Consider the following 12,685-nt stretch of genomic DNA (forward strand, 5'->3'; position numbering starts at 1 on the left):
CCAGGGGTCGCGGTGCGCCCGCCGCCCGCTACGACCCAGGTCGTACGCGGTGTCATCCGCCGGGCGTGACCAGCCCACTCTCGTACGCCAGGACCACCGCCTGGACCCGGTCGCGCAGCTGGAGCTTGGCCAGGATCCGCCCGACGTGGGTCTTCACCGTCGCCTCGGCGACGTGCACCCGGGCGGCGATCTCCGCGTTGGACAGCCCCTGGGCGACCAGCAGCAGCACCTCCCGTTCCCGTTCGGTGAGCTGGGCGAGCCGAGGGTCGCCGCTCGGGGCGGCGCCGAGTTGCCCGGCGAACCGGTCCAGCAGACGCCGGGTGATCGACGGAGCCACCACCGAGTCGCCCTGGGCCACCACCCGGATGGCCGCCAGCAGCTCCTCCGGCGGGACGTTCTTGAGCAGGAATCCGCTCGCCCCGGCCTGTAGGGCGGCGAACGCGTCCGCCTCGGTGTCGAAGGTGGTCAGCACCAGCACCCGGGGCCCGCCCGTGGGCCGCTCGGCGCAGAGTCGCCGGGTCGCCTCCACCCCGTCCATGGTGGGCATCCGGATGTCCATCACGACGACGTCGGCCTCGGTGCGGGCGAGCACCCGCAGGGCGTCCGCGCCGTCGATCGCCTCCCCGACGACCTCAAGGTCGGGCTGGGAGTCCAGCACCATCCGGAACCCGGCGCGGACCAGCGCCTGGTCGTCCACGATCACTACCCGGACCGTCATGCCGCGATCACCTCCGTTGCCGGCTCCGACGGTAGCGGCAGCCGAACCTCGACCTGCCAGCCCCCGGTCGGTCGGGGGCCGGCGGTGAGGCTGCCGTCGTACACCGTCACCCGCTCCCGCATGCCGAGCAGGCCGTGACCGCCGGGCGGCGCCGGGCTGACCAGCGGGCGGCCGCGACCGTCGTCGACCACCCGGACCACGACGGCTTCGACGGTGTACGACAGGACGACCTCGACGCTGGCGCCGACCCCGGCGTGCTTGAGCGCGTTGGTCAGCGCCTCCTGCACCACCCGGTAGACGGTCAGCTCCAGGCCCGGCGGCAGGGTCGGTGGCGTACCGGTGGCGGTGCTGCGGACGTGCAGGCCGGCGTCGACGAACCGGGCCAGCAGGTCGGGCAGCTCCGCCAGGGCGAGACGCCGGTGCTCCGGGTCGGCCGCCACCGCCAGCCCGGCCGCGTCGGCCTCCCCGCCGGTCGGGCCGGCGTCGCGCAGGACCCCGACGAGCCGGCGCATCTCCTCGAGGGCCTGCCGGCCGGTGTCCGCCACCACCTTCACCGCGGTACGCGCCTGGGCGGGGTCGCTGTCGAGCATGAACCGGGCGCCGTCCGCCTGGACGATCATCACGGCCATGCTGTGTGCGACCACGTCGTGCAGCTCACGGGCGATCCGGGTGCGCTCCTCGGCGACCGCCGCCCGGGACTCGGCCTCCCGTTCGCGTTCCAGGGTCGCGGCCCGCTCCTCCAGGCTGAGCACGTAGAGCCGGCGGGTCCGCACGTTCAGCGCTACCAACCACACCGCGCCGGTGACCAGCGCGTACCACAGCGCGGTCACCCACCACTGGATGACGTTGGGGGTCTGTGCGGCGGCCAGCAGCACCCCGACGGCCGCGACCGCGCCGGCCAGCACGCCGTCGCGTAGCCGCCGCCCGTACTTCACCACGCTGTAGAGCGCGATCAGGACGGCCACGTCGTAGATGAGCGGACCCCACCGGGCGACCACCTGGATGAGGGCGAGCGCCGCGACGGCCACCGTCACCACGCCCGGGTGGGTGCGGCGGAACAGCAGCGCCACCGCCATGCCCACGCCGACCGCCGTGGCCGCCCAACCTCCCGGCTGGTTCACCGCCGCGGCCAGCGAGACGAGCACCACCAGGGCGGCGACGGCCACGTCGAAGGCGACGCCGCGCAGCGGGCGGCCGAGCACTGTGCGTCTCACGGTCACCCAGCGTACGTGCCGGGACGGGCGGCCCTCGCCCCCCGCGCGCCCGGGCCCCTCGCGCCCCGGCTCAGGAGCCGAGGATCTCGCGCATGCGGTCGATCTCGACGGTCTGCTCGGTGGCGACGGCGTTGGCGAACTCGTTGAGCGTCAGGTCGGAGCCGACGGTGAGCAGGTTGGTGGCCATCTCGATGGCGCCCTGGTGGTGCTCGGTCATCATCTGGACGAAGAGCTCGTCGAAGTCCGGGCCACGGGTCGCGGCGAGCTGCGCCATCGCCTCGGGTGACTGCATGCCGCGCATGGTGCCGTGGTCGTGCCCCTGGACCTCCGCGGGGAGGCCGCGGGTCTGCAACCAGCCGCGCATCATGCCCATCTCCGGGCCCTGGCTGGCCCGGATGCGCTCGGCGATGGCCCGCACGTCGGGGTCGGCGGCCCGGTCGGGGGCGAGCTCCGCCATCGCCAGGGCCTGCGCGTGGTGCGGGATCATCATCCGGACGAACCAGACGTCCAGCGAGTTGTGCGGGGCGGGGCCGACGTCGCGGACCTCGTGCGCCGGCCGGGTGGCCGCCGTCTCGCCCGGGCGGCCGGGCGCGATGACGGTCAGGTCGGTGGGGACCGGGCTGACCGTCGGCGACGCGGTTGCGGGGGCGGGCGCGGAGACCGGCTGCGCGGCCCGCGTGCCGGTGTCGCCGTCGAGGCGGATCATCATGAACGCCACCAGCGGCAACGCGACAGCGAGTGTGACGATCGCCAGGGTGCGTGCGCGCCGGTTGGTCATGGGCCACTCCCTGCAGTCGAGGTCACCGCGATGCTATCCATTGAAGAACCCACTTTCATGTGATCCAGCTCACATCGACGTTCTTCGTCGAGCGGTAACGTGTCAGCCATCGTCTCCCCCTTGCGAAGGGCCCCGCCGATGATCAGACTCCACAAGCCACGGTTACGACAACTGCGCATCGTGGCGCTCGCCACGACCGGCCTCCTCGTCGCCAGCGCTCTCGTCGCCCCGGCGAGCAACGCCCAGACGGTGCCGCAGGCGGCCCCAGCCCCCGCGCTCACCAACACGATCCCCGGCGTCGACGAGATCGTGAGCAGCCCCAACCTGCGCCAGATCGCCAACGTGCCCAAGGTCGCCCCACTGGACGCGACCAACAGCGACATCGCCTTCCAGGGCAAGTACGCGTTCGCCGGCAACTACAACGGCTTCGTCATCTACGACATCTCGCGGCCCAGCGCCCCGACGGTCAAGGCCCGGGTGCTCTGCCCGGGGTCGCAGAACGACATCTCCGTCCACGGTGACCTGCTCTTCCTCTCCACCGACTCGTCCCGCAGCGACGACTCCTGCAACAGCACCGCGCAGGGGGCGGACGTGAAGGGCTCGTGGGAGGGCATCAAGGTCTTCGACATCAAGGACAAGGCCAACCCGCGCTACATCAAGTCCGTCGAGACGGCCTGCGGCTCACACACCCACACCCTGGTGCCGGGCAAGAACAACAAGACGGTCTACCTGTACGTCTCGTCGTACAGCCCGCGGGCCGAGTTCCCGGACTGCCAGCCCCCGCACGACTCCATCTCCATCATCAAGGTGCCGCTGAAGAAGCCGACGGACGCCGCGGTGATCGCGGCCCCGAACCTCTTCCCGGACGGCGGTTTCCCGGGCAGTGAGACCGGCTCGGCGACCACCGGCTGCCACGACATCACCGTCTACCCGGCCAAGGACCTGGCCGCCGGCGCGTGCATGGGTGACGGCATCCTGCTCGACATCAAGAACCGGGAAGCGCCCCGGGTCATCAACCGGGTGCGGGACGAGGTCAACTTCGCGTTCTGGCACTCGGCCACCTTCAACAACGCCGGCACCAAGGTGATCTTCACCGACGAGCTGGGTGGCGGCGGCGCGGCGACCTGCAACGAGGCTGTCGGCCCGAACCGGGGCGCGGACGCCATCTACGACATCAGCGGCCGCGGCAACGCCCGGAAGATGACCTTCCGCAGCTACTACAAGATCCCCCGGGCGAACGCCGACACCGAGAACTGCGTGGCGCACAACGGCTCGCTGATCCCGGTGCTCGGTAAGGACATCATGGTCCAGGCGTGGTACCAGGGCGGCATCTCGGTCTGGGACTTCACCGACTCGGCCAACCCGAAGGAGATCGCCTTCTGGGAGCGCGGCCCGCTCTCGGCAGACCGGCCTGTCGGCGGTGGCACCTGGTCCGCGTACTACTACAACGGCCACATCTACTCCAACGACATGGTGAAGGGCCTGGACGTCCTGGAGCTGAACGACTGGCGCACCTGGACGGCCAAGCTGACCCGCTACCAGGAGCTCAACGTGCAGACCCAGCCCAGCTACCTGGGCTGGTAGGCACCGAGCCCGCAGCCGGGCCCGGCCCCCGATCTCCGGGGGCCGGGCCCGGCCCTGTTCGGGCGGAATTCGCCGGTCACGCTACCTATCGGACGCGGTGGGGCCGATCGTCGGTTGTCTCCCGTCCCGGGCCGGTCTGTCGGGTTCCCCGCGCCGCAGCGCCGCGACTGGTCGACCGCGCTGCTCCGGTCGCCGGTCACGCGCTGGTGGGCCTGGTCACCCTGACAGTTCCAGCGCGGGCGGCAGACCAGCCACCGTGTCAACGTGGTCAGACGTGAAGCTTGCCGCCGTCGCACCGCCCGCCACACCCGAGCCGACCACCCGCTGGCGACCCCACCCGCTGGACCTGGTGGCGGTCGTCCTCGCCGTGGTCGGCGCGGCCTGCGCGCTGAGCGGGCTGCTGCCCCGCGCGGAGACCACCGCCACGCTGCACCGGATCCTGCCGCTGCTGCTCTTCCTCGGCACCGTCATCGTGCTCGCCGAGCTGACCGCCGTGGCCGGTGTGTTCGACGTGCTGGCCAGCCGACTGGCCATCGCCTCCCGGGGGAGGTGGGCGGCGCTGTTCCTGCTCTGCGGCGGCCTGGCGACACTGACCACCCTCGTGCTCAACCTCGACACCACCGCCGTGCTGCTCACCCCGGTCCTGCTCGCGCTGGCGCGCACCCTGCGCGTGCCCGCCGGCCCGCTCGCGGTCACCACGGTCTGGCTGGCGAACACCGCCAGTCTGCTGTTGCCGGTGTCCAACCTGACCAACCTGCTGGCCGCCGACCGGGTCGGGCTGGCGCCCCTGACGTACGCGACCCGCATGGCGCTGCCTCAGCTGGTGGCGGTGGCGGTCACGATGGCGCTGCTCTGGTTCACCTGGTGGCGGCGGGACCAACCGACCGGGGGGCGCTTCGTCCCGCCGGCCGCGCACGTGCCGGCGGACCCGGTGCTGCACCGCACCGCCCTCGCCGGTTGTCTGCTCTTCATCGGCGGGATCCTCGCCGGCGTGGAGATCGGTCTCGCCTCCACCGTCGCGCTGGCGCTGGTGCTGGTCGGGTTCGTCGTCCGCTCCCCCGCCACGCTGCGCCCGGGGCTGGTGCCGGTGCGCCTCCTGCTCTTCGTCACCGGCCTGTTCCTGGTGGTGCAGACCCTCGGCCGGCACGGGCTGGACGACCTGGCGGGCACCCTGCTCGGGGCCGACGGTGGTGCGCTCGGCGCGCTGCGCGCCGGCGGCACCGGAGCGCTGCTCGCCAACGCGCTGAACAACCTGCCGGCCTACCTGGCCGGCGAGTCGGTGCTGCCGGGCGGCGACGCGACCCGGCTGCTGGCCCTGCTGATCGGCACCAACGTCGGCCCGCTGGCCGCACCCTGGGCGTCGCTGGCGACCCTGCTGTGGTTCGAGCGGTGCCGGGCGGCCCGGGTCACGGTGCCGGTGACCCGGTTCGTGCTGACCAGCACGCTGCTCGCGGTCACCGGCACGCTCGGCGCGGTCGGCGCGCTGCTGCTGGTGAGCTGAGCGCCCGGTCGGCGGGACGATCCGGTGCGCGGCGGCCGGCTCAGTCGCGGTACACGGCGAGCTGAAGCTCGGTGACGCCCTTCTCCGGGGTGTCCGCGCAGTAGTCCAGGTAGACCTCCCGGGCGAAACCGTCGGTGCGGTAGCCGTTCTCCTCGATCCACCGGGCGAGCGCCTGCATGCTCGGCTCGACGTCGGCCATCGCACCGTGGTGGATGATGGTCGACGCGCTGCGCAGCGCCGGCAGGTCGCGCACCGTGACGTCGGGAGCCGCGGCCGGCTCGGCGTCGACGAGCACCCCGGCGTGCACGACGACGGCGTCGCCGCCCGCATCGGCGGGCTCGTACCAGGCGACGGCGGGCCCGCTCGGGTTGACGCCGGCCGCCGACAACCGCCGGAACAGCTCGGGGTAGAGCGGTTGGATCACCGGTCCGATGTCCTCGCCCTGGTAACTGGCCGCGACGGCGGTCAGCTCCGCGACGCGGACCGGTGCGATCTCCTTGAGTACGACGTCCTGGGTGGTCATCCGACCCTCCGACTCGATCATTCGGAGCCTCGCCTCCACGGCCGCCAACCGGGCCGTGTCGGCGGCCAACTGCTCCGCCAGCTGGCTCCGGCGCAGCCGCAGCATGCCCCGCAGCTCGGCCACGTCGACGGCGTCGTCGACGATCGCGCGCACCTGTTCCAGGGTGAGGCCCAGCTCCTTGAGGGCGATCACCCGGTTGAGCCGACGCAGCTGGTCGGCCCGGTAGAAGCGGTAACCGCTGTGCGGGTCGACGCTGGCCGGGCGCAGCAGGCCGATGCTGTCGTAGTGGCGCAGCATCCGCACCGACACCCGGCCGAATCTGGCGAAGTCTCCGATGGTGAACATGGCCCCCTCACACTCGTCCCTGACACCGTGTCAGAGTCAAGCGTGACGTGCGGGACGACCGTCAGGGGCGGGCCGGGCGCGGGCCGACCAGCCGGCGGACCATCGGCGCGGCGTTCCACTTGGCCGCGCCGACCAGGTCGCGGGCGTGCTCCAGGACCGTGTAGTCGGGTCGGCTGAGACCGTCGGCGATGGCCCGGTCCAGGTCGTTGCCGCAGCGGCTCAGCACGGTGTCGAAGTCCCGCCGGACCGGCTCCTGCAGGTCGTAGCCGAACGAGCGGTGCAGCCGGGCGAAGAGCGGCTTGTACAGCCGGACCCGCTCGTGCAACCCGGACGAGTACGACATCGGGTTCTTCGGACGGCGGAGGATGTAGTCGGGCAGCACGTCGCCGAACGCCCGCCGGACGATCCACTTCTCCTGCCCGTGGCGCAGCTTCAGATCCACCGGCAACCGCATCGCCAGCTCCACCACGCTGAGGTCGAGGAACGGCACCCGTGCCTCCACGCCGTGTCCCATGGCGGCCCGGTCGACCCGCTGCAACTCGGTGCGGCACAGGTTGCGGATGCGGTGCAGGAACAGCCTGCGGGCCGCCGCCGGGGCGACCTGGTGGTACATCGGGTACCCGCCGAACAGCTCGTCGGAGCCGTCACCGGTCAACACCACCTTGATGCCCAGGTCGCGCAGCCGCCGGAAGATCGGCACCGAGACGACCGCGTTGATGATGTCGCCGTACTCGGTCAGTTCGGAGATCCGGATGGCCTCGCGGACGTCGGCGAGCCGGATGTCGCGGGGGCGCAGCTCGACCACCACGTGCGGCACGTCGAGGTCGGCGGCGAGCCGCCGGGCGTACGCCACGTCGGGGCTGTCCGCCACGCCGACGGTCACCGCGACACAGTCCGGGTGGATGTCCCGCACCTGCCGCAGGGTCAACGAGCTGTCCAGGCCACCGGAGAGCACCACCCCGACGGTCAGGTCGGTCTCCACCCGCATCCGGATCGCGTCGCTCAGCGCGGCGCGGACCAGCAGCGCGGCCTCGTCCGGGTCGTCGATGATCGGCAGGCCGTCGCCGATGGTGAGCAGGTCGACGTACGGGCTCAGGCGCACGTGCCCGTCCGCCTCGGCCCAGCCGTGGTGCCCGGGCGGCACCTCGGCGATCGGGGCGCCGTGCCCGACGAGCGCCTTGACCTCGGAGGCGATGTGCAGGCAGCCGGGCCGACGGGACCAGTACAGCGGCTTGACGCCGAGCGGGTCGCGGGCCAGGTACGCCCGACCGGTGGCCCGTTCGACGACCGCGAAGGCGTACTCGCCGCGCAGCCGGGTCACCGCGGCCTCGCCCCACTGCTGGAACGCGGCGAGCAGCACCTCGGTGTCGCTCTCGGTGCGGAAGGCCTGCCCCAGGCGGGTCAGCTGCGCCCGCAACTCCCGGTAGTTGAAGATCTCGCCGTTGAAGCAGAGCAGCCATCGTTCGTCGGTCGAGGTCCACGGTTGCACCGCCCGGTCCCGGTCGACGACCCGCAGTCGACGGGTGCCGGCGAGCAGCCCGTTCTCCGACCGGGTTTCGGTGACCTCACCGCGTGGGGCCAGGGCGGCGAGCATCCGCCGGAAGGTCGCCGGGTCGGCCTCGGGGCCGATGCTCAACGCGATGCCGCACACCGGCTCAGACCCCCATCTCGGCCTCGTACGCCCGGCGTAGCCGACGCCGGGCGGTGGGCGCGAGACACAGGTGCCAGGCCTGCCCCTCGTCGATCACGTTCAGCTCACCGGCCTCCTGTCGGCTCAGCAGCAGCTGCGCCAGGGTGTCCCGCGCGCCGAAACGCTCGAACCAGGCGAGCTCGACGTCGACCGAGTAGCCGAGGCAGTGCCCGCTGGGCAACATCGCCGCGTAGCCCAGGCGGCGCAACCGGTACTGGTGCTCGGCGCTGCGGACCAGGCTGGTCACCCAGAGCGGCGGGGTGGCCGGCGGCGCGACGGCGGCGAACTCCCGTGCGATGTCGTTGAGCAGCGCCACCACCTCGCGGCGGGCGCGGCGGAACAGCAGCCCCGCGGTGTGCGGGGTGGCGTCGGGTAGCAGTCGGCGCCGCAGCCCGCGCGCGGCCCGTCCCAGCATCGTGGCGGGCTGTTCCTGGTAGCGGAAGCGCAGCAGGTCACGGCGGCGCAGCCACTCCAGGTCGACCAGTTCGGCGCTGCCGTTGACCTGGTCGTCGGTGACGAAGGTCGGCGCGTCCTGCCACCACAGCACGTCGATGCGGGAGAGCAGGTAGATCCGGACCAGGGCGCTGAGGTCACCGGCCGAGGTGCGGTCGTTCGGCTGATAGCGGGCCATCTCCAGCAGCAGGGTCTCGCGCGCGCCGATCAGCCCCTGCGGGGTGCCGTCGAGGACCGCGGCGAGCGCCGGCTCCCGCAGCCGCTCGTCGATGAGCACCTGCCGGGCCCGGGTGCTCGCCGCGTCCGCCAGGGCGCCGACCTCGACCAGCAGCTCGGCGACGGCGGCCCGGTAAGCGGCCAGGTCGGGCGCGGCGGCGGGAAGGCGGCGGGGGGCCGCGCCGGAGGGTCGACGGCGGGCCGGGGCGGTGGGCGACGGAGGCGAACCGGGCTGCTGTCCCGGACTACGGCTGGGCACTCGCATGACGGGGTCCCTTTCTCCGGTCACGGCACTGGGTGGTTCGCCCTGAAACACACCGTAATCATCAGCACCGGAACCGACCGAACATTCCTCCTATTCGCCCCCGAACGGACCACACACCACCCACCCGCCCTCGCCGGGGGCAACCCATGCTGATGACCCCTTTGGAGCTGATGTCGCCAACGAATCACGACCGCCCCGACCCCCAACCGCCCCCTTCGCCCCCCGGCATGCCCCACTCCCCCACACCCGCCCACCGACCGCCACCGTGACGTGATCAAGAGGTTTGCGTCATCCGAAGCCGTTCCGGTGACGCAAACCTCTTGATCAGGGTGGGCGGCGGGCAGGGCAGGGACGCAGGTCGGGGACGCAGGGTCGGGGGCGCGGGGCAGGGGCGGGCAGAGGGTGGTTGGGTCGGCAGCCGGCCTGTGATGTCGTCAACGATTCAGCTCCAAAGGCGTCGGAACGCACCCTCACCCACCGGCGGCGGTTGACCGGGCCGCTGCCCGCGCGGGCCGGGGCAGCCGGCGGACACCATCGGGCCGTTAGACGCCGCCGTCCGCCATCGCTTGCCACCGGCCGCCACCGTCAGACGCCGGCCGCCGCCGTCAGTCGGCGGCGGGCGCCGTCAGTCGGCGGCGGGCGCCGTCAGTCGGCGGCGGGCGCCGTCAGTCGGCGGCGGGCGCCGTCAGTCGGCGGCGGGCGCCGTCAGTCGGCGGCGGGCGCCGTCAGTCGGCGGCGGGCGCCGTCAGTCGGCGGCGGGCGGCGGCACCAGGGCTTGCACCTCGGCGTACGACGGCAGGCCCGACGAGGTGGTGGGCCTGCCGAGGCGGACGGCGTCGGCGGCGTCGAGCGCGGCGCCCAGTGCTGCCCGGAACAGCAGCGAGCCGGTGCTGACCCGGGCCACCCCGGCCCTGCCCAGCTCGGTCAGCCCCGGGCCGCCGGGCTGGTACAGCGCGTTCACGGGAGCGTCGACCCGCTCGGTGAGGACCCGCAGCGTCGCGTCGTCGACGGTGCCCGGCACGAAGATCCCGTTCGCGCCGGCCGCCCGGTAGGCGCGGGCTCGGGCGAGGGCCTGCGGCAGCGGGTCGGCCACCGCAAGCCACCACGTGTCGGTGCGGGCGTTGACGAACAGGTCCGGCACCGCCGCCTTCACCGCCGCGATTTTGTCGGCGACGCACTCGGGGTCGGCAAGCGTGCCGTCCGGGCGGCCGTCCTCCAGGTTGATCCCGACCACGCCGAGCCCGGCCAGGTCCGCCACGTACGCGGCAACCTCCGCCGGGTCGTCACTGAACCCGCCCTCCACGTCCACGCTGAGCAGCACCGGCAACCCGGCCAGGCGGCGGGCCAGGGCGAGGGTCTCTCCCGCGGTGGCCGCCGCGCCGTCGGGACGGCCGGTGGTCGCGGCGACCCCGAGGCTGGTGGTGCCGATGGCCGGGTGGCCTCGCGCGGCGAGCGCCGCCGCCGAGGCGTGGTCCCACGCGTTGGGCAGCAGCAGTGGGCGGCCGGCGCGGTGCAGGGCGTGGAACGCGGCACGACTGTCGATCATCGGACGCTCACCTCCAGATCTGTCGGCACCCGCACTGTCGGGTGCGGCTCGTGACGCACCGGGGTCGGACTACGCCGGCAGCGTTCCCGCAGCACGTCGAGCACCCCGCTGGCCAGCGCCAGGGCGTGCCGGTCGCCGGGGCAACCCCGCTCCCCCGTCCCGAACGTCAACAGTCCGGCACCAGGCCGACCAGGCTGGAACCTCGCGGGGTCGGTGAACGCCCGCGGGTCGCGGTTGGCCGCGTCGAAACGCAGCAGCACCGGAGTGCCCGCCGGCAGATCCTGCCCGCCCAGCCGTACCGCGTCGACGGTGACCCGTCGGGTGGCGCGCACCGGCGGGTCGAGGCGCAGCACCTCGGCCAGCAGGTCGGCGGTCAGTGCCGTGGCCGGCGTTTCCGGGGCGGCCGGGGGCAACAGGTGATGGGCGGCGGCGCCGATCAGGCCGGCGGTCGCGTCGCACGCCTGGACCAGGAGGCCGATCAGGTTCGCCCGTACCACCGGGGGTCCCGCTGGCGCGAGCGCCAGCAGCGCCGCCACCGCCCGGTCGGCCCGCGCGGTCGACGCCGGGTCCACCCCAGGGTGGTACGCGGCCGCGACGACCGCGACCGCCGTCCCGGCGGCTGCCGGATCCGCGAAACCGAGGCGAGCGGCCAACGCCCGCAGCGGCACCGGCCGGGCCAGTTCCCGGATCACGTCGACCCGGTCGCCGGCTCGGTCGACAACGGCCACGGTCAGCCGGGCCGCATCGTGTCGCAGCTCGTCCGGGTCCAGCGGGGCCAGCGCCGCCACCGCGACCACCCGACGGTCGGCGTGCTGTCGCGGCGCGCTGAACCGGCTGACCGTGGCGCGCAGCCAGGCGAGGGTGCCGAACGGGCCGGTGTCGACGGGCGGCACCCGCAACGCCGGGTCGGTGAGTGCGGCCCGCACGTCGGCGTGCCGGGTCACCCACCAGCCGCGCTCCGGTGCGAACGAGGGTGGCCCACACGCCGGGGTTCCCGGGGCGGGCGCGATGACGGGCCAGGTGTCTGTCACCGCCCGACCGTAGGGCGCGAACCTTTCGCCCCGCACCGAACGATCCCGCCCCCGTCAGGCGCGCACAATCGTCAGGCGCGGCCGCTCCTGGGCGGCGGGGCTACCGGCGGGTCGAGGGTGTGGTCGGGGACCGCCAGAGCCGCGGCCAGGCCAGGGCGGCCGGTGGGCGTGAGGCGGACGGCGCGGCCTACGCCCCGGCTGATCCAACCCAGGTCGGTGAAGCGGCGGCAGAGCGCCGCGCCGAGCGCGCCGGCCAGGTGCGGGCGGCGTTCGGTCCAGTCCAGGCAGTCGCGGACCACCGGGCGGCGGGCGGCGCGCAGCACGTCCACGGGTACGCCCAACCCGCTCACCCAGGCCCAGCCGTCGGGCGTCAGCGCCAGCCCGCTGGACCGGTCGAGCCGGCCCGCGCTGAGCAGCGCGTCGTACATCAACACGCCCAGCCGCCCGGCGAGGTGGTCGTAACAGGTCCGGGCGTACGCCAGGGAGGCGCTGGCGGTCGCCGCGCGCAGCGACCCGGTCGGTGTGGGGGTGGCCGGGGCGTGGCCGGCCAGGTCCTCGATCAGCTGGGCCACCGCCGGCCCGGCCAGTCGCAGGTAGCGGTGCCGACCCTGTCGTTCCTCGACGAGCAGCCCACCGCGGACCAGTCGGGTGAGGTGGTCGCTGGCCGTCGACGGGGCGACGCCGGCGCGCCGGGCCAACTCACCGGCGGTCCACGCCCGCCCGTCGAGCAGGGCCAGGCACATCCCGGCGCGGGTGCCGTCGGCCAGCAGGGCGGCCAGTTCGGCCATCCCCCGGCCGTCGGTGCCAACGCTCATCGCCTC

At 73.6% G+C, this 12,685-nt stretch carries 11 protein-coding genes; 2 read left to right on the top strand and 9 right to left on the bottom strand.

From position 1 onward, the window contains the following. Nucleotides 1-52 precede the first annotated feature (52 nt). From ACX27O_RS10340 to ACX27O_RS10350, 3 genes are all read right to left on the bottom strand, one after another. Entirely contained in the window at nucleotides 53-718 is a 666-nt protein-coding gene (locus ACX27O_RS10340; protein WP_030338054.1) for a response regulator, read from the bottom strand. Beyond that, entirely contained in the window at nucleotides 715-1,938 is a 1,224-nt protein-coding gene (locus ACX27O_RS10345; protein WP_030338055.1) for a sensor histidine kinase, read from the bottom strand. The genes ACX27O_RS10340 and ACX27O_RS10345 overlap by 4 nt, the downstream gene beginning before the upstream one ends. A gap of 64 nt (nucleotides 1,939-2,002) precedes the next feature. Continuing rightward, entirely contained in the window at nucleotides 2,003-2,710 is a 708-nt protein-coding gene (locus ACX27O_RS10350) for a DUF305 domain-containing protein (protein WP_030338056.1), read from the bottom strand. Nucleotides 2,711-2,848: 138 nt separating this feature from the next. Here ACX27O_RS10350 and ACX27O_RS10355 point away from each other — a divergent pair, with 138 nt between their 5' ends. Beyond that, the gene (locus ACX27O_RS10355) at nucleotides 2,849-4,294 is read left to right on the top strand and encodes an LVIVD repeat-containing protein (RefSeq protein WP_030338057.1); all 1,446 of its coding nucleotides are present in this window, start codon (nucleotides 2,849-2,851) and stop codon (nucleotides 4,292-4,294) included. 274 nt (nucleotides 4,295-4,568) lie between these two features. Next, complete coding sequence (locus tag ACX27O_RS10360; RefSeq protein WP_458939340.1) at nucleotides 4,569-5,795, top strand: ArsB/NhaD family transporter; 1,227 nt, start codon at nucleotides 4,569-4,571, stop codon at nucleotides 5,793-5,795. 40 nt (nucleotides 5,796-5,835) lie between these two features. Here the strand turns inward: ACX27O_RS10360 and ACX27O_RS10365 are convergent, their stop codons facing one another. The 6 genes from ACX27O_RS10365 to ACX27O_RS10390 all read right to left on the bottom strand — a co-directional run bounded on the left by ACX27O_RS10365 (nucleotide 5,836) and on the right by ACX27O_RS10390 (nucleotide 12,679). Then, nucleotides 5,836-6,663 (bottom strand): MerR family transcriptional regulator, encoded by an 828-nt coding sequence (locus tag ACX27O_RS10365; protein WP_458939341.1) that lies wholly within the window; start codon nucleotides 6,661-6,663, stop codon nucleotides 5,836-5,838. Between the two features lie 61 nt (nucleotides 6,664-6,724). Further along, entirely contained in the window at nucleotides 6,725-8,314 is a 1,590-nt protein-coding gene (locus ACX27O_RS10370) for an asparagine synthetase B family protein (protein WP_030338063.1), read from the bottom strand. 4 nt (nucleotides 8,315-8,318) lie between these two features. After that, nucleotides 8,319-9,287 carry a DUF5715 family protein gene (locus tag ACX27O_RS10375; RefSeq protein WP_358128637.1) on the bottom strand — a complete coding sequence of 323 codons (969 nt, stop codon included), beginning with the start codon at nucleotides 9,285-9,287 and terminating at the stop codon, nucleotides 8,319-8,321. Between the two features lie 745 nt (nucleotides 9,288-10,032). Continuing rightward, entirely contained in the window at nucleotides 10,033-10,833 is an 801-nt protein-coding gene (locus ACX27O_RS10380) for an isocitrate lyase/PEP mutase family protein (RefSeq protein WP_030337863.1), read from the bottom strand. After that, nucleotides 10,830-11,864: a cytochrome P450 gene (locus tag ACX27O_RS10385; RefSeq protein ID WP_458939342.1), complete on the bottom strand. Its 1,035-nt coding sequence runs from the start codon at nucleotides 11,862-11,864 to the stop codon at nucleotides 10,830-10,832. Before ACX27O_RS10385 ends, ACX27O_RS10380 begins: the two co-directional genes overlap by 4 nt. A gap of 71 nt (nucleotides 11,865-11,935) precedes the next feature. After that, nucleotides 11,936-12,679: an ArsR/SmtB family transcription factor gene (locus tag ACX27O_RS10390; RefSeq protein WP_458939344.1), complete on the bottom strand. Its 744-nt coding sequence runs from the start codon at nucleotides 12,677-12,679 to the stop codon at nucleotides 11,936-11,938. Between the last annotated feature and the right edge of the window lie 6 nt (nucleotides 12,680-12,685).

The organism is Micromonospora sp. SD19, from assembly GCF_054462275.1.

Coding starts and splice junctions, on each gene's coding strand:
- ACX27O_RS10340 (WP_030338054.1), bottom strand. CDS start 718: ATGACGGTCCGGGTAGTGATCGTGGACGACCAGGCGCTGGTCCGCGCC.
- ACX27O_RS10350 (WP_030338056.1), bottom strand. CDS start 2,710: ATGACCAACCGGCGCGCACGCACCCTGGCGATCGTCACACTCGCTGTC.
- ACX27O_RS10355 (WP_030338057.1), top strand. CDS start 2,849: ATGATCAGACTCCACAAGCCACGGTTACGACAACTGCGCATCGTGGCG.
- ACX27O_RS10365 (WP_458939341.1), bottom strand. CDS start 6,663: ATGTTCACCATCGGAGACTTCGCCAGATTCGGCCGGGTGTCGGTGCGG.
- ACX27O_RS10375 (WP_358128637.1), bottom strand. CDS start 9,287: ATGCGAGTGCCCAGCCGTAGTCCGGGACAGCAGCCCGGTTCGCCTCCG.
- ACX27O_RS10380 (WP_030337863.1), bottom strand. CDS start 10,833: ATGATCGACAGTCGTGCCGCGTTCCACGCCCTGCACCGCGCCGGCCGC.
- ACX27O_RS10390 (WP_458939344.1), bottom strand. CDS start 12,679: ATGAGCGTTGGCACCGACGGCCGGGGGATGGCCGAACTGGCCGCCCTG.